General features: G+C 68.4%; 19 protein-coding genes. 13 read left to right on the top strand and 6 right to left on the bottom strand.

Going from position 1 to position 16,101, the window contains the following annotated elements; all coding sequences use genetic code 11:
- Positions 1-215: 215 nt before the first annotated feature.
- Positions 216-875, bottom strand: a complete 660-nt coding sequence (locus Ae717Ps2_RS29970; RefSeq protein WP_143510659.1) for a hypothetical protein — start codon at positions 873-875, stop codon at positions 216-218.
- Between the two features lie 210 nt (positions 876-1,085).
- Entirely contained in the window at positions 1,086-1,820 is a 735-nt protein-coding gene (locus Ae717Ps2_RS29965) for a GntR family transcriptional regulator (RefSeq protein ID WP_075334491.1), read from the bottom strand.
- 157 nt (positions 1,821-1,977) lie between these two features.
- Here Ae717Ps2_RS29965 and Ae717Ps2_RS29960 point away from each other — a divergent pair, with 157 nt between their 5' ends.
- From Ae717Ps2_RS29960 to Ae717Ps2_RS29940, 5 genes are all read left to right on the top strand, one after another.
- Positions 1,978-2,391 (top strand): hypothetical protein, encoded by a 414-nt coding sequence (locus tag Ae717Ps2_RS29960; protein WP_075334490.1) that lies wholly within the window; start codon positions 1,978-1,980, stop codon positions 2,389-2,391.
- Complete coding sequence (locus tag Ae717Ps2_RS29955) at positions 2,391-2,585, top strand: hypothetical protein (protein ID WP_075334489.1); 195 nt, start codon at positions 2,391-2,393, stop codon at positions 2,583-2,585. Before Ae717Ps2_RS29960 ends, Ae717Ps2_RS29955 begins: the two co-directional genes overlap by 1 nt.
- A 15-nt stretch (positions 2,586-2,600) precedes the next feature.
- Positions 2,601-3,086, top strand: coding sequence for a DUF3307 domain-containing protein (locus Ae717Ps2_RS29950; protein WP_075334488.1), 486 nt, complete (start codon positions 2,601-2,603; stop codon positions 3,084-3,086).
- An 84-nt stretch (positions 3,087-3,170) separates the two neighbouring features.
- Positions 3,171-4,376 carry a hypothetical protein gene (locus tag Ae717Ps2_RS29945; RefSeq protein WP_075334494.1) on the top strand — a complete coding sequence of 402 codons (1,206 nt, stop codon included), beginning with the start codon at positions 3,171-3,173 and terminating at the stop codon, positions 4,374-4,376.
- 524 nt (positions 4,377-4,900) lie between these two features.
- Positions 4,901-6,187, top strand: a complete 1,287-nt coding sequence (locus Ae717Ps2_RS29940; RefSeq protein ID WP_143510661.1) for a protein rep — start codon at positions 4,901-4,903, stop codon at positions 6,185-6,187.
- 279 nt (positions 6,188-6,466) lie between these two features.
- Here the strand turns inward: Ae717Ps2_RS29940 and Ae717Ps2_RS29935 are convergent, their stop codons facing one another.
- Together Ae717Ps2_RS29935 and Ae717Ps2_RS29930 are read right to left on the bottom strand one after the other, a co-directional pair.
- Complete coding sequence (locus Ae717Ps2_RS29935) at positions 6,467-7,126, bottom strand: hypothetical protein (RefSeq protein WP_143510659.1); 660 nt, start codon at positions 7,124-7,126, stop codon at positions 6,467-6,469.
- 210 nt (positions 7,127-7,336) lie between these two features.
- On the bottom strand, positions 7,337-8,071 hold the full coding sequence (locus Ae717Ps2_RS29930) for a GntR family transcriptional regulator (protein WP_075334491.1): 735 nt from the start codon (positions 8,069-8,071) through the stop codon (positions 7,337-7,339).
- A 157-nt stretch (positions 8,072-8,228) separates the two neighbouring features.
- Here Ae717Ps2_RS29930 and Ae717Ps2_RS29925 point away from each other — a divergent pair, with 157 nt between their 5' ends.
- The 6 genes from Ae717Ps2_RS29925 (at position 8,229) to Ae717Ps2_RS37560 (ending at position 12,623) form a co-directional block, all read left to right on the top strand.
- Positions 8,229-8,642 carry a hypothetical protein gene (locus Ae717Ps2_RS29925; protein ID WP_075334490.1) on the top strand — a complete coding sequence of 138 codons (414 nt, stop codon included), beginning with the start codon at positions 8,229-8,231 and terminating at the stop codon, positions 8,640-8,642.
- A complete protein-coding gene (locus Ae717Ps2_RS29920) occupies positions 8,642-8,836 on the top strand; it encodes a hypothetical protein (RefSeq protein WP_075334489.1) in 195 nt (64 codons plus the stop codon). Before Ae717Ps2_RS29925 ends, Ae717Ps2_RS29920 begins: the two co-directional genes overlap by 1 nt.
- Before the next feature lie 15 nt (positions 8,837-8,851).
- Complete coding sequence (locus Ae717Ps2_RS29915) at positions 8,852-9,337, top strand: DUF3307 domain-containing protein (RefSeq protein WP_075334488.1); 486 nt, start codon at positions 8,852-8,854, stop codon at positions 9,335-9,337.
- A 191-nt stretch (positions 9,338-9,528) separates the two neighbouring features.
- Positions 9,529-10,626, top strand: a complete 1,098-nt coding sequence (locus Ae717Ps2_RS29910; RefSeq protein ID WP_075334487.1) for a hypothetical protein — start codon at positions 9,529-9,531, stop codon at positions 10,624-10,626.
- A gap of 1,046 nt (positions 10,627-11,672) precedes the next feature.
- Entirely contained in the window at positions 11,673-12,215 is a 543-nt protein-coding gene (locus Ae717Ps2_RS36630; RefSeq protein WP_143510658.1) for a hypothetical protein, read from the top strand.
- 264 nt (positions 12,216-12,479) lie between these two features.
- On the top strand, positions 12,480-12,623 hold the full coding sequence (locus Ae717Ps2_RS37560) for a hypothetical protein (protein WP_158071575.1): 144 nt from the start codon (positions 12,480-12,482) through the stop codon (positions 12,621-12,623).
- 933 nt (positions 12,624-13,556) lie between these two features.
- On the opposite strand, the gene Ae717Ps2_RS29900 is transcribed toward Ae717Ps2_RS37560, so the two are convergent.
- Entirely contained in the window at positions 13,557-13,844 is a 288-nt protein-coding gene (locus Ae717Ps2_RS29900; RefSeq protein ID WP_075334485.1) for a hypothetical protein, read from the bottom strand.
- Complete coding sequence (locus Ae717Ps2_RS39525) at positions 13,845-14,111, bottom strand: UTRA domain-containing protein (RefSeq protein ID WP_233147837.1); 267 nt, start codon at positions 14,109-14,111, stop codon at positions 13,845-13,847.
- Positions 14,112-14,521: 410 nt separating this feature from the next.
- Between Ae717Ps2_RS39525 and Ae717Ps2_RS29890 the strand changes: the two genes are divergently transcribed.
- Together Ae717Ps2_RS29890 and Ae717Ps2_RS39520 are read left to right on the top strand one after the other, a co-directional pair.
- Positions 14,522-15,124 carry a hypothetical protein gene (locus tag Ae717Ps2_RS29890; protein WP_075334483.1) on the top strand — a complete coding sequence of 201 codons (603 nt, stop codon included), beginning with the start codon at positions 14,522-14,524 and terminating at the stop codon, positions 15,122-15,124.
- Between the two features lie 218 nt (positions 15,125-15,342).
- Entirely contained in the window at positions 15,343-15,624 is a 282-nt protein-coding gene (locus tag Ae717Ps2_RS39520) for a hypothetical protein (protein WP_075334482.1), read from the top strand.
- Positions 15,625-16,101 lie beyond the last annotated feature (477 nt).

Here is a 16,101-nt window from a genome sequence, read left to right as displayed (position 1 = left end):
CTGGGTGGGCGCCTCCGGCGGACCCAAGTTAGGCGTTTTCCTAAGGAAACGCCGTGTCGTCGATACGACGACGATGCAGCTGAACACGGTGGGTGGCTACGCGGCCTTCAAGACCATGTGATGCATAGGTGCGGTGGTGCGGTGGTGCGGTGGTGCGGTGGTGCGGTGGTGCGGTGGTGCATTTGATCTTGATCTGGGTCAGTGACGGGCTGTGGTCAGAGGACGCGCCAGCGCTCGTGTGCGGCCTGGCGGCTCATCGACGTGGCGGCGCCGATCTTGGCCCAGGAGATCCCGGCTTGGCGCGCTTCGCGTACGGCGTCGGTGAGGGCGTCGTTCGCTCGGCGGGCAGCGGCGGCTGCGGTACCGGCGACGGCAGCGGCCTCGACTAGACGAGCTCCGGGGTCGGGCTCGGGCACCGCCTGGTCCTCGACGACGACGGCCGCGGCTTCCGGCGCGGCCGTCGGCTCGACCGGCTTGGCGCGCTTGCTCGGCCGCCGTCGCTGTGGACGCTCAGATGCTCCCTGCGGCTCCGGCGGGGCGGCGGGGGTGTCTTCGGTTGGGTCCGGGGCCGACAGCGGCTCAGGGAGCCACTGACCGACGTGGGCATCCCACTCGGGGCGCAGGACCTCCCGGGTCTGAGCCCGGTACCGGCGGGTCCGCAGAGGCTGCTCGCGGGCACCGGGGGCGGTGCGCAGCTGGCCGGACCACCCGCACGAGCACGACGCGTACCGCACGTGCACTTCCACGGTGTCGTTGCTGATCGGCTCGTCGTCCTGCCCGGCGACGATCCCCAGCGCGTGACCCTCGTGCTCACCGGCAGCCGGATGCGTGGTGGTGACGTTCCAGGGGCCGCTCAAGTCCTTCACGGGAGCCATTTGTCAGTCATCCTTCCTTGACACTGTCAGTCAAGCTTGCCTGGCGAAATAACCAATCGTCAAGATAGCCTGACAATTAACTGTCAGGACAGCTTGGCAATGCTGTCAAGAAGCCCTGACGTTGCCAGTCAGGTATTACTGACAACTGATGAGTGCCGGACTGGCCGGCCAACCGCGGCGATGGGGGCTCTGCCGCGATTGGCCAGGAACCTACATCGCCACTGTGTAGGTCTGCTCTGCTCGATCACCAGTTGCTACGAAGGTGCTGGTTTCCAGCTCGATCTGGCTCGCGTCGCGCGTGGTCCGCAGCGTGATCAGCACGGGTACGCCAGGCGGGATCGACATGACGTCCCGTTCGTCCGGGTCAGGCATCCGAGTGCTCACTCGTTCGGTTGTCTGTGCAGGCTGGTATCCGGCCTCGCGCATGAACGAGTACAGGTCGGTCCGCTCGTGGGCGTCCTTGTCGGCCGGGTCGTACCCGGTCTCTGAGTGGATTCGCGCACCTACCTCGCCTGGGAGCCACTGATCGTGCAGCAACACGATGTGGCGGCCCTTGTAGTACCGCCGGACTCGGTGGACAACCCGATCCCCCCGGCCAATGCCGAGGCGCTGCGCTACTTCGTGGTTCGCGACGTCGTAGGACGCCTCGACGGTCTCGATCTTTGAGTCATCCCCGGTGGTGCTCCCCCACGCGGGATGCGCGTCTCCGGGCTGGCTGTGCATGTCCACGGTGCCGAGGTCGCGCACGACTGTTCCGACACCTGACAGCGGCGTCACCAGGCCCTCGTTGGCAAGGGCCGACACCGCGCTGCGCACGGTCTCCCGCGCTACCTCGTACGTCGCCATCAACTCGGGGAGTGCGGGGAGGGTCGACCCCGGCGGATAGGTGCCGTTGGTGATCCTTTCTCGCAGCTCGCGGGCGATCTTCTCGTACTTCCGGGCCATCGTCTGACCTCCTCTGATTCATACGTCTAGACCTTTGAGGGGACTCATGCTACGGTAGTTCTATCAGTCCAGACGTCCAGACCTTCGAGGCTGCGAACTGAGGACAAGAACCACAGGACGGTCTGGCCCCGGAGTGGCGGATCGAAAAACATGGGAGATGCGCATGTCGAACCAGGGCCCGATGAACTTCAAGATCGACCCGACGAGTTTCACGATGGTGATGGTCATGGACCTGGCGCCGAAGCTGAAGTTCGGCAGCGACACCGATCAGGAGTGCTTGCGGAACGGCACCCCGAAGTGGGTTGCCCAGGTCACGGTGGGGTTCCAGGCGTTCGGGCGGCCGTCGTTTTCGGTGCTGAACGTGACGATCGCGTCGCACGAGGACCCGCGCCACGGGTTTCAGCCCGGGATGCCCTGCGAGCTGGTCGGCTTCGAGGTCGGCGTGATGGACAAGACGATCAAGGACAAGAACACCGGTGAGGACAAGGTCGTCGGGGCGCAGGTCTACTACCGCGCCGACGCGATCCGCCCGATCGGCGGCTCGGGCCGGAAGAACGAGCAGGCCGCGTGATGGCGGGCCGCCGGTGGCCGGTGCTCGACGGCCAGATGGGCCTCGTGCTGGTGGTGCTGACCTGCACCTCGTGCCAGCACGCCGAGGAGATCCCGGACGACGGCGGCCGCCTGCCGGATCAGTGCCCCCGCTGCGACGGCTGGGCTTTCACCGGCGCACTCGTGTCGACCACCTCCACCGCTGTCGCTAGCTGATCAAGGAGCAAAGGCATGTCCGAGCGGATCGCGATCACCGTCCTGACGGCGCTGGGGGCCCTGCTGGGTCATCACGGCGGGGACTACTTGGCCCAGGACGACTGCATGTCGGCCCACAAGCAGCACCGCACCGGGCAGGGTCGCCGGGAACTTGCTCTGCACGCCTCCACCTATGCCGCGGCGCAGGCCGTCACGAAGTGGGCGTTCTACCGGACTGCCGGTGTCCGGGTCCCGTGGCTGGCCCAGCTCACCGGCGTGGTGGCGGAGGGCGTGGTGCATGCGGTGATCGATGACGGCCGTCTGCTCGCTCGGTTTGCCGCGATCCCGGGTCGCCAGCGTGACGAGCACGGCGCCCGGATCGGCCGACAGAAGCGGTTCCACGGCCTGGCTGATCACGGAGTGAACGGTCGCGCCCTGATGGATCAGGCCGTCCACCACCAGGTGCAGATCCCTGTTGGTGTCGCCGTCACTACCGCGGTCGCCGCCCTCATCGCCCGCTGAGCAACTGACCCCCGCTCGACCACGGCCCCGGCCCGGAGAACCCCCTCCCGGACCGGGGCCGTCTTCACGACAGGAGCACTGATCATGTGGAGCAGGCAGCGCGCCGAGGATCGGGCCGCCCGCGAGTTCGTCGACCGGCTGGTGAACCCGTGGCGCCGGGTCTGTGAGCGGGTTCCGGGGCTCTCGCACACGGTGCAGGTCGCCTCCGGCACCACGATCGTCATCCCGACCCTGGCCCGGGCGGACCTGTCGGGGCCGGACCCGGTGCTGGTGGTGCGCAAGATCCACGGCCAGCTCATCGAGGACTTCCGTGCTGACGAGGCGTCGCGGCGGATCGCGGCGGCGCTGGGCTATGACCGGATCCGGGTCTACCCGCGCGGATCGGAGTGGGTCCGGATCGAGCTGCTGATCGGCGACCCCCTCGACGGCGAGGTCCCGGCTCCGTTGGCCGGCCGCGGGCTGTCGGTCTCCGACGTGGAGATCACCATCGCCCGAGACGAGCTCGGCAACCCTCTGCGCCAGTCCTGGGTGGAGGGGCCGCACGTCTGCATTCAGGGCGCGACCCGCTCGGGCAAGAGCGTGTGGTGCTATTCGGCGCTGGCGCAGCTCGCCCGCCTCGACGATGTCCTGATCGCGGGGTCTGACCTGTCTGGGTTGCTTCTGGGCCGTCCCTACGTGGGTACCCGGCACCACGAGTGGCAGGCCACCGGGTCGGCCGACGTTGAGGCACACCGGGATCTGCTGGTCCGCCTGGTCGCGGAGATGGACACCCGGATCCGGAACCTGCCGCCTCGCCGGGACAAGTTCACCCGCTTCCATGCCGGGTTCCCGCTGATCGTGGTCGTGCTCGAAGAGTTCGCCGGGCTGCTGCGCCTGGCGTCGACGGCCCCGGTCGAGAAGGGCCAGCCGAAGATGCGTGAGCAGCTCCTCGCGCTCTACGGCCGCCTGGTCTCCGAGGGACACAAGGCGGGCCTGCGGCTGATGGTGGTCACCCAGCGCGCGGACGCGACCGTCGTCGGTGGTTTCGAGCGCGGTCAGCTCGGCCTGCGGATCAGCTTCCGGCTCGACGACCCGGAGGCCCTGGTGATGCTCCACGGCCAGTCCGCCCGCGATCACCTCGAGGAGCACCAGCTCGCCCCGCCCGGGGTCGCGCTGGTCCAGGCACCCGCCCGGCCGTTGGGCCGGGTCCGCGGACCGCGGCTGATGGGCCCCTCGGAGGACGCCGACTACGCCCGCTACTGGGACGAGATCGCGGACGGCGCGGCGCGCCTCCACGAGGTAGCGGCCTGATCAGGCCAGAGTTAGCAACCAGGTCGACACAGAAGTGAGCCCCCAGGACTGGCATCCCGGGGGCCCGCACGTCGGCCGGAAATGGTCACCCTGCGAAGCGATCGGAGCACCGGCCAACGTGGCTACCCACAGCGTACCTAGAGCCCCCAGCGCGGCGCTACGCGACGAGGGCACTTCCCCACCCCGGAAACAGGCAGCGGCTCGCCCCAGCGGCTCCACAGCCCGTCTCGACGCCTGCCCTTCCTCGATATAGGCCGCTTGAAGGCTGGGCAGGTTCAGTCAAGGGTCGAAGATCGCGGAGCGACGGCGCAGCCGCCCTTGACGGGTTCTGATCAGCATTCGATCCTCGGCCGGTTCGAGGGAGGGCACCACGCCCTCGCAGCTGGCACCGGACCGTTTGTCGGCGTCGCCGTAGGTGTGCGCTTGGCAGTGCCGGGCCCGGCCCGCCGGCCGGAGGCTGAGGCGGGCCGGTGCCCGGCTCTGCCGGGTGCCGGACACGGCCGTCGTCGTCGTGGCGGTGTGCGGTGACGGCCGCGCTGGCTTCGGTGCGCCCTTCGGCGGCCGCGCTTGGTAACGACGCGAAAAGTGCGGCCACCGCAGGTCAGGACCACGCGGGGGCCTTCTGGGACCGCCAGGATCAGGCGCTACGCGACAAGTACCGGGCTCGCCGGGAGCTGGCCGCGATCACGAGCCTGTCGCGGGTCAAGAAGTGCGGTCGGGTCTCGACCAACGAGGGTGGAGAGGTCTCGTTGCACCACACGCCCGGACCGGAGGGGGAACCGGGCACCGCAGGCTTCGGCGGCCTGGCGACCTGCGGCAGCGTGTGGGCGTGCCCGGTGTGCTCGGCCAAGATCAGTGCGCGCCGCTCGAAGGATCTCGAACAGCTGATCAACTGGAACGCCGACCGGGGGGGCACGGTCGCACTGCTGACCCTGACGATGCGCCACCACCGGGGCCACAGCCTGCGCGAACTTCGCCGAGCGCTGAGCGCGGCGTGGCGACACCTCACACAGTCGCGGGGGTGGAAGCGGTGGAAGACGGACCTGGACATGGACTATGTCCGGGGAGTGGAGGGCACCCACACCGACCTCAACGGCTGGCACCTCCACATCCACGCCCTGTTGATCTTCCCGACCGATGTGAGCGCGGAGATTCCTGCTCTGACCTGCGAGGTCTACACCCGCTGGGCCGCGGGGCTGGCGAAGAAGGGCATGAGCGCCACCGCCGAGCACGGCATCGACGTGCGGGTCGGTAACGGCGCGGTGGAGAAGATGGGCAAGTACATCTCGAAGCTGGCCTTCGAGACCGCCGGTGGCCGGTGGAAGCGCGGCAAGCGCGGCTCCCGCACGCCGTTCCAGATCCTCGCCGACGCGATCGACACCGGCAACGAGCGCGACGTCGCGCTCTGGCAGGAGTGGGAACAGGGCAGCCACGGCATGCAGCAGCTCGTGTGGTCCAACGGCCTCAAGCAGCGCTGCGGGGTCACCGAGGTCAAGGACGAGGAGATCGCCGAAGAAGACGGAGGTGGAGAGCTGGCAGGAGTCCTCCCGGCCCGGAGCTGGAAGAAGATCTACCCGGTCGCGGAGGACCTGATCATCGCGACTCGCCACGGCGGAGTTCCCGCCGCGCGCGCCTGGCTCGACGCCCGGGGCCTGGCCTTCGAGTTCGAGGCTGACACCACCGAACGCGCCGTCCAGCTCGACCCCGGAGACGCCCCGTTTGCGTGGCTCAAAGCCGCGCTCGCGGCCGAAGACCCCGAACAGCGCCGGGAACGGCGCCGGAGCTACTACCGGCCCGCTACGGCGCTCTGAGGGCGACGGCCAGGACCGCCAGGACCGCCAGGACCTATGCATCATCTGATGATCTTCGGCCAGGGGCGTGGTCTGGGTGGGCGCCTCCGGCGGACCCAAGTTAGGCGTTTTCCTAAGGAAACGCCGTGTCGTCGATACGACGACGATGCAGCTGAACACGGTGGGTGGCTACGCGGCCTTCAAGACCATGTGATGCATAGGTGCGGTGGTGCGGTGGTGCGGTGGTGCGGTGGTGCGGTGGTGCATTTGATCTTGATCTGGGTCAGTGACGGGCTGTGGTCAGAGGACGCGCCAGCGCTCGTGTGCGGCCTGGCGGCTCATCGACGTGGCGGCGCCGATCTTGGCCCAGGAGATCCCGGCTTGGCGCGCTTCGCGTACGGCGTCGGTGAGGGCGTCGTTCGCTCGGCGGGCAGCGGCGGCTGCGGTACCGGCGACGGCAGCGGCCTCGACTAGACGAGCTCCGGGGTCGGGCTCGGGCACCGCCTGGTCCTCGACGACGACGGCCGCGGCTTCCGGCGCGGCCGTCGGCTCGACCGGCTTGGCGCGCTTGCTCGGCCGCCGTCGCTGTGGACGCTCAGATGCTCCCTGCGGCTCCGGCGGGGCGGCGGGGGTGTCTTCGGTTGGGTCCGGGGCCGACAGCGGCTCAGGGAGCCACTGACCGACGTGGGCATCCCACTCGGGGCGCAGGACCTCCCGGGTCTGAGCCCGGTACCGGCGGGTCCGCAGAGGCTGCTCGCGGGCACCGGGGGCGGTGCGCAGCTGGCCGGACCACCCGCACGAGCACGACGCGTACCGCACGTGCACTTCCACGGTGTCGTTGCTGATCGGCTCGTCGTCCTGCCCGGCGACGATCCCCAGCGCGTGACCCTCGTGCTCACCGGCAGCCGGATGCGTGGTGGTGACGTTCCAGGGGCCGCTCAAGTCCTTCACGGGAGCCATTTGTCAGTCATCCTTCCTTGACACTGTCAGTCAAGCTTGCCTGGCGAAATAACCAATCGTCAAGATAGCCTGACAATTAACTGTCAGGACAGCTTGGCAATGCTGTCAAGAAGCCCTGACGTTGCCAGTCAGGTATTACTGACAACTGATGAGTGCCGGACTGGCCGGCCAACCGCGGCGATGGGGGCTCTGCCGCGATTGGCCAGGAACCTACATCGCCACTGTGTAGGTCTGCTCTGCTCGATCACCAGTTGCTACGAAGGTGCTGGTTTCCAGCTCGATCTGGCTCGCGTCGCGCGTGGTCCGCAGCGTGATCAGCACGGGTACGCCAGGCGGGATCGACATGACGTCCCGTTCGTCCGGGTCAGGCATCCGAGTGCTCACTCGTTCGGTTGTCTGTGCAGGCTGGTATCCGGCCTCGCGCATGAACGAGTACAGGTCGGTCCGCTCGTGGGCGTCCTTGTCGGCCGGGTCGTACCCGGTCTCTGAGTGGATTCGCGCACCTACCTCGCCTGGGAGCCACTGATCGTGCAGCAACACGATGTGGCGGCCCTTGTAGTACCGCCGGACTCGGTGGACAACCCGATCCCCCCGGCCAATGCCGAGGCGCTGCGCTACTTCGTGGTTCGCGACGTCGTAGGACGCCTCGACGGTCTCGATCTTTGAGTCATCCCCGGTGGTGCTCCCCCACGCGGGATGCGCGTCTCCGGGCTGGCTGTGCATGTCCACGGTGCCGAGGTCGCGCACGACTGTTCCGACACCTGACAGCGGCGTCACCAGGCCCTCGTTGGCAAGGGCCGACACCGCGCTGCGCACGGTCTCCCGCGCTACCTCGTACGTCGCCATCAACTCGGGGAGTGCGGGGAGGGTCGACCCCGGCGGATAGGTGCCGTTGGTGATCCTTTCTCGCAGCTCGCGGGCGATCTTCTCGTACTTCCGGGCCATCGTCTGACCTCCTCTGATTCATACGTCTAGACCTTTGAGGGGACTCATGCTACGGTAGTTCTATCAGTCCAGACGTCCAGACCTTCGAGGCTGCGAACTGAGGACAAGAACCACAGGACGGTCTGGCCCCGGAGTGGCGGATCGAAAAACATGGGAGATGCGCATGTCGAACCAGGGCCCGATGAACTTCAAGATCGACCCGACGAGTTTCACGATGGTGATGGTCATGGACCTGGCGCCGAAGCTGAAGTTCGGCAGCGACACCGATCAGGAGTGCTTGCGGAACGGCACCCCGAAGTGGGTTGCCCAGGTCACGGTGGGGTTCCAGGCGTTCGGGCGGCCGTCGTTTTCGGTGCTGAACGTGACGATCGCGTCGCACGAGGACCCGCGCCACGGGTTTCAGCCCGGGATGCCCTGCGAGCTGGTCGGCTTCGAGGTCGGCGTGATGGACAAGACGATCAAGGACAAGAACACCGGTGAGGACAAGGTCGTCGGGGCGCAGGTCTACTACCGCGCCGACGCGATCCGCCCGATCGGCGGCTCGGGCCGGAAGAACGAGCAGGCCGCGTGATGGCGGGCCGCCGGTGGCCGGTGCTCGACGGCCAGATGGGCCTCGTGCTGGTGGTGCTGACCTGCACCTCGTGCCAGCACGCCGAGGAGATCCCGGACGACGGCGGCCGCCTGCCGGATCAGTGCCCCCGCTGCGACGGCTGGGCTTTCACCGGCGCACTCGTGTCGACCACCTCCACCGCTGTCGCTAGCTGATCAAGGAGCAAAGGCATGTCCGAGCGGATCGCGATCACCGTCCTGACGGCGCTGGGGGCCCTGCTGGGTCATCACGGCGGGGACTACTTGGCCCAGGACGACTGCATGTCGGCCCACAAGCAGCACCGCACCGGGCAGGGTCGCCGGGAACTTGCTCTGCACGCCTCCACCTATGCCGCGGCGCAGGCCGTCACGAAGTGGGCGTTCTACCGGACTGCCGGTGTCCGGGTCCCGTGGCTGGCCCAGCTCACCGGCGTGGTGGCGGAGGGCGTGGTGCATGCGGTGATCGATGACGGCCGTCTGCTCGCTCGGTTTGCCGCGATCCCGGGTCGCCAGCGTGACGAGCACGGCGCCCGGATCGGCCGACAGAAGCGGTTCCACGGCCTGGCTGATCACGGAGTGAACGGTCGCGCCCTGATGGATCAGGCCGTCCACCACCAGGTGCAGATCCCTGTTGGTGTCGCCGTCACTACCGCGGTCGCCGCCCTCATCGCCCGCTGAGCAACTGACCCCCGCTCGACCACGGCCCCGGCCCGGAGAACCCCCTCCCGGACCGGGGCCGTCTTCACGACAGGAGCACTGATCATGTGGAGCAGGCAGCGCGCCGAGGATCGGGCCGCCCGCGAGTTCGTCGACCGGCTGGTGAACCCGTGGCGCCGGGTCTGTGAGCGGGTTCCGGGCTCTCGCACACGGTGCAGGTCGCCTCCGGCACCACGATCGTCATCCCGACCCTGGCCCGGGCGGACCTGTCGGGGCCGGACCCGGTGCTGGTGGTGCGCAAGATCCACGGCCAGCTCATCGAGGACTTCCGTGCTGACGAGGCGTCGCGGCGGATCGCGGCGGCGCTGGGCTATGACCGGATCCGGGTCTACCCGCGCGGATCGGAGTGGGTCCGGATCGAGCTGCTGATCGGCGACCCCCTCGACGGCGAGGTCCCGGCTCCGTTGGCCGGCCGCGGGCTGTCGGTCTCCGACGTGGAGATCACCATCGCCCGAGACGAGCTCGGCAACCCTCTGCGCCAGTCCTGGGTGGAGGGGCCGCACGTCTGCATTCAGGGCGCGACCCGCTCGGGCAAGAGCGTGTGGTGCTATTCGGCGCTGGCGCAGCTCGCCCGCCTCGACGATGTCCTGATCGCGGGGTCTGACCTGTCTGGGTTGCTTCTGGGCCGTCCCTACGTGGGTACCCGGCACCACGAGTGGCAGGCCACCGGGTCGGCCGACGTTGAGGCACACCGGGATCTGCTGGTCCGCCTGGTCGCGGAGATGGACACCCGGATCCGGAACCTGCCGCCTCGCCGGGACAAGTTCACCCGCTTCCATGCCGGGTTCCCGCTGATCGTGGTCGTGCTCGAAGAGTTCGCCGGGCTGCTGCGCCTGGCGTCGACGGCCCCGGTCGAGAAGGGCCAGCCGAAGATGCGTGAGCAGCTCCTCGCGCTCTACGGCCGCCTGGTCTCCGAGGGACACAAGGCGGGCCTGCGGCTGATGGTGGTCACCCAGCGCGCGGACGCGACCGTCGTCGGTGGTTTCGAGCGCGGTCAGCTCGGCCTGCGGATCAGCTTCCGGCTCGACGACCCGGAGGCCCTGGTGATGCTCCACGGCCAGTCCGCCCGCGATCACCTCGAGGAGCACCAGCTCGCCCCGCCCGGGGTCGCGCTGGTCCAGGCACCCGCCCGGCCGTTGGGCCGGGTCCGCGGACCGCGGCTGATGGGCCCCTCGGAGGACGCCGACTACGCCCGCTACTGGGACGAGATCGCGGACGGCGCGGCGCGCCTCCACGAGGTAGCGGCCTGATCAGGCCAGAGTTAGCAACCAGGTCGACACAGAAGTGAGCCCCCAGGACTGGCATCCCGGGGGCCCGCACGTCGGCCGGAAATGGTCACCCTGCGAAGCGATCGGAGCACCGGCCAACGTGGCTACCCACAGCGTACCTAGAGCCCCCCAGCGCGGCGCTACGCGACGAGGGCACTTCCCCACCCCGGAAACAGGCAGCGGCTCGCCCCAGCGGCTCCACAGCCCGTCTCGACGCCTGCCCTTCCTCGATATAGGCCGCTTGAAGGCTGGCAGGTTCAGTCAAGGGTCGAAGATCGCGGAGCGACGGCGCAGCCGCCCTTGACGGGTTCTGATCAGCATTCGATCCTCGGCCGGTTCGAGGGAGGGCACCACGCCCTCGCAGCTGGCACCGGACCGTTTGTCGGCGTCGCCGTAGGTGTGCGCTTGGCAGTGCCGGGCCCGGCCCGCCGGCCGGAGGCTGAGCGGGCCGGTGCCCGGCTCTGCCGGGTGCCGGACACGGCCGTCGTCGTCGTGGCGGTGTGCGGTGACGGCCGCGCTGGCTTCGGTGCGCCCTTCGGCGGCCGCGCTTGGTAACGACGCGAAAAGTGCGGCCACCGCAGGTCAGGACCACGCGGGGGCCTTCTGGGACCGCCAGGATCAGGCGCTACGCGACAAGTACCGGGCTCGCCGGGAGCTGGCCGCGATCACGAGCCTGTCGCGGGTCAAGAAGTGCGGTCGGGTCTCGACCAACGAGGGTGGAGAGGTCTCGTTGCACCACACGCCCGGACCGGAGGGGAACCGGGCACCGCAGGCTTCGGCGGCCTGGCGACCTGCGGCAGCGTGTGGGCGTGCCCGGTGTGCTCGGCCAAGATCAGTGCGCGCCGCTCGAAGGATCTCGAACAGCTGATCAACTGGAACGCCGACCGGGGGGGCACGGTCGCACTGCTGACCCTGACGATGCGCCACCACCGGGGCCACAGCCTGCGCGAACTTCGCCGAGCGCTGAGCGCGGCGTGGCGACACCTCACACAGTCGCGGGGTGGAAGCGGTGGAAGACGGACCTGGACATGGACTATGTCCGGGGAGTGGAGGGCACCCACACCGACCTCAACGGCTGGCACCTCCACATCCACGCCCTGTTGATCTTCCCGACCGATGTGAGCGCGGAGATTCCTGCTCTGACCTGCGAGGTCTACACCCGCTGGGCCGCGGGGCTGGCGAAGAAGGGCATGAGCGCCACCGCCGAGCACGGCATCGACGTGCGGGTCGGTAACGGCGCGGTGGAGAAGATGGGCAAGTACATCTCGAAGCTGGCCTTCGAGACCGCCGGTGGCCGGTGGAAGCGCGGCAAGCGCGGCTCCCGCACGCCGTTCCAGATCCTCGCCGACGCGATCGACACCGGCAACGAGCGCGACGTCGCGCTCTGGCAGGAGTGGAACAGGGCAGCCACGGCATGCAGCAGCTCGTGTGGTCCAACGGCCTCAAGCAGCGCTGCGGGGTCACCGAGGTCAAGGACGAGGAGATCGCCGAAGAAGACGGAGGTGGAGAGCTGGCAGGAGTCCTCCCGGCCCGGAGCTGGAAGAAGATCTACCCGGTCGCGGAGGACCTGATCATCGCGACTCGCCACGGCGGAGTTCCCGCCGCGCGCGCCTGGCTCGACGCCCGGGCCTGGCCTTCGAGTTCGAGGCTGACACCACCGAACGCGCCGTCCAGCTCGACCCCGGAGACGCCCCGTTTGCGTGGCTCAAAGCCGCGCTCGCGGCCGAAGACCCCGAACAGCGCCGGGAACGGCGCCGGAGCTACTACCGGCCCGCTACGGCGCTCTGAGGCGACGGCCAGGACCGCCAGGACCGCCAGGACCTATGCATCATCTGATGATCTTCGGCCAGGGGCGTGTCTGGGTGGGCGCCTCCGGCGGACCCAAGTTAGGCGTTTTCCTAAGGAAACGCCGTGTCGTCGATACGACGACGATGCAGCTGAACACGGTGGGTGGCTACGCGGCCTTCAAGACCATGTGATGCATAGTGCGGTGGTGCGGTGGTGCGTGGTGCGGTGGTGCGGTGGTGCATTTGATCTTGATCTGGGTCAGTGACGGGCTGTGGTCAGAGGACGCGCCAGCGCTCGTGTGCGGCCTGGCGGCTCATCGACGTGGCGGCGCCGATCTTGGCCCAGGAGATCCCGGCTTGGCGCGCTTCGCGTACGGCGTCGGTGAGGGCGTCGTTCGCTCGGCGGGCAGCGCGGCTGCCGGTACCGGCGACGGCAGCGGCCTCGACTAGACGAGCTCCGGGTCGGGCTCGGCACCGCCTGGTCCTCGACGACGACGGCCGCGGCTTCCGGCGCGGCCGTCGGCTCGACCGGCTTGGCGCGCTTGCTCGGCCGCCGTCGCTGTGGACGCTCAGATGCTCCCTGCGGCTCGGCGGGGCGCGGGGTTCTTCGGTTGGTCCGGGGCCGACAGCGGCTCAGGACCACTGACCGACGTGGCATCCCACTCGGGCGGCAGACCTCCCGGTCTGAGCCCGTACCGGCGGTCCGCAAGCTGCTCGCCGGGCACCGGGCGTGGCGCAGCTGGCCGGACCACCCGCCACGAGCACGACGCGTTACCGCACGTGCACTTCCACGGTGTCGTGCTGATCGGCTCGTTCGTCCTGCCCGGCGACGATCCCCAGCGCGTGACCCTCGTGCTCACCGGCAGCCGGATGCGTGGTGGTGACGTTCCAGGGCCGCTCAAGTCCTTCACGGAGCCATTTGTCAGTCATCCTTCCTTGACACTGTCAGTCAAGCTTGCCTGGCGAAATAACCAATCGTCAAGATAGCCTGACAATTAACTGTCAGACAGCTTGGCAATGCTGTCAAGAAGCCCTGACGTTGCCAGTCAGTATTACTGACAACTGATGAGTGCCGGACTGGCCGGCCAACCGCGGCGATGGGCTCTGCCGCGATTGGCCAGGAACCTACATCGCCACTGTGTAGGTCTGCTCTGCTCGATCACCAGTTGCTACGAAGGTGCTGGTTTCCAGCTCGATCTGGCTCGCGTCGCGCGTGGTCCGCAGCTGATCAGCACGGTACGCCAGCGGGATCGACATGACGTCCCGTTCGTCCGGGTCAGGCATCCGAGTGCTCACTCGTTCGGTTGTCTGTGCAGGCTGGTATCCGGCCTCGCGCATGAACGAGTACAGGTCGGTCCGCTCGTGGGCGTCCTTGTCGCCGGTCGTACCCGGTCTCTGAGTGGATTCGCGCACCTACCTCGCCTGGAGCCACTGATCGTGCAGCAACACGATGTGGCGGCCCTTGTAGTACCGCCGGACTCGTGGACAACCCGATCCCCGCCTGGGGAGCCACTGATCGTGCAGCAACACGATGTGGCGGCCCTTGTAGTACCGCCGGACTCGGTGGACAACCCGATCCCCCCGGCCAATGCCGAGGCGCTGCGCTACTTCGTGGTTCGCGACGTCGTAGGACGCCTCGACGGTCTCGATCTTTGAGTCATCCCCGGTGGTGCTCCCCACGCGGGATGCGCGTCTCCGGGCTGGCTGTGCATGTCCACGGTGCCGAGGTCGCGCACGACTGTTCCGACACCTGACAGCGGCGTCACCAGGCCCTCGTTGGCAAGGGCCGACACCGCGCTGCGCACGGTCTCCCGCGCTACCTCGTACGTCGCCCATCAACTCGGGGAGTGCGGGGAGGGTCGACCCCGGCGGATAGGTGCCGTTGGTGATCCTTTCTCGCAGCTCGCGGGCGATCTTCTCGTACTTCCGGGCCATCGTCTGACTCCTCTGATTCATACGTCTAGACCTTTGAGGGGACTCATGCTACGGTAGTTCTATCAGTCCAGACGTCCAGACCTTCGAGGCTGCGAACTGAGGACAAGAACCACAGGACGGTCTGGCCCGGAGTGGCGGATCGAAAAACATGGGAGATGCGCATGTCGAACCAGGGCCCGATGAACTTCAAGATCGACCCGACGAGTTTCACGATGGTGATGGTCATGGACCTGGCGCCGAAGCTGAAGTTCGGCAGCGACACCGATCAGGAGTGCTTGCGGAACGGCACCCCGAAGTGGGTTGCCCAGGTCACGGTGGGGTTCCAGGCGTTCGGGCGGCCGTCGTTTTCGGTGCTGAACGTGACGATCGCGTCGCACGAGGACCCGCGCCACGGGTTTCAGCCCGGGATGCCCTGCGAGCTGGTCGGCTTCGAGGTCGGCGTGATGGACAAGACGATCAAGGACAAGAACACCGGTGAGGACAAAGGTCGTCGGGGCGCAGGTCTACTACCGCGCCGACGCGATCCGCCGATCGGCGGCTCGGGCCGGAAGAACGAGCAGGCGCGTGATGGCGGGCCGCCGGTGGCCGGTGCTCGACGGCCAGATGGGCCTCGTGCTGGTGGTGCTGACCTGCACCTCGTGCCAGCACGCCGAGGAGATCCGGACGACGGCGGCCGCCTGCCGGATCAGTGCCCCGCTGCGACGGCTGGGCTTTCACCGGCGCACTCGTGTCGACCACTCACCGCTGTCGCTAGCTGATCAAGGAGCAAAGGCATGTCCGAGCGGATCGCGATCACCGTCCTGACGGCGCTGGGGGCCCTGCTGGGTCATCACGGCGGGGACTACTTGGCCCAGGACGACTGCATGTCGGCCACAAGCAGCACCGCACCGGGCAGGGTCGCCGGAACTTGCTCTGCACGCCTCCACCTATGCCGCGGCGCAGGCCGTCACGAAGTGGGCGTTCTACCGGACTGCCGGTGTCCGGGTCCCCGTGGCTGGCCCAGCTCACCGGCGTGGTGGCGGAGGGCGTGGTGCATGCGGTGATCGATGACGGCCGTCTGCTCGCTCGGTTTGCCGCGATCCCGGGTCGCCAGCGTGACGAGCACGGCGCCCGGATCGGCCGACAGAAGCGGTTCCACGGCCTGGCTGATCACGGAGTGAACGGTCGCGCCCTGATGGATCAGGCCGTCCACCACCAGGTGCAGATCCCTGTTGGTGTCGCCGTCACTACCGCGGTCGCCGCCCTCATCGCCCGCTGAGCAACTGACCCCGCTCGACACGGCCCCGGCCCGGAGAACCCCCTCCCGGACCGGGGCCGTCTTCACGACAGGAGCACTGATCATGTGGAGCAGGCAGCGGCCGAGGATCGGGCCGCCCGCGAGTTCGTCGACCGGCTGGTGAACCCGTGGCGCCGGGTCTGTGAGCGGGTTCGGGGCTCTCGCACACGGTGCAGGTCGCCTCCGGCACCACGATCGTCATCCCGACCCTGGCCCGGGCGGACTGTCGGGGCCGGACCCGGTGCTGGTGGTGCGCAAGATCCACGGCCAGCTCATCGAGGACTTCCGTGCTGACGAGGCGTCGCGGCGGATCGCGGCGGCGCTGGGCTATGACGGATCCGGGTCTACCCGCGCGGATCGGAGTGGGTCCGGATCGAGCTGCTGATCGGCGACCCCTCGACGGCGAGGTCCCGGCTCCGTTGGCCGGCCGGGGCTGTCGGTCTCCGACGTGGAGATCAC

Source organism: Pseudonocardia sp. Ae717_Ps2 (assembly GCF_001932475.1).
Classification (GTDB): Bacteria; Actinomycetota; Actinomycetes; order Mycobacteriales; family Pseudonocardiaceae; genus Pseudonocardia.
This window is presented reverse-complemented; position numbering and strand designations above follow the sequence as displayed.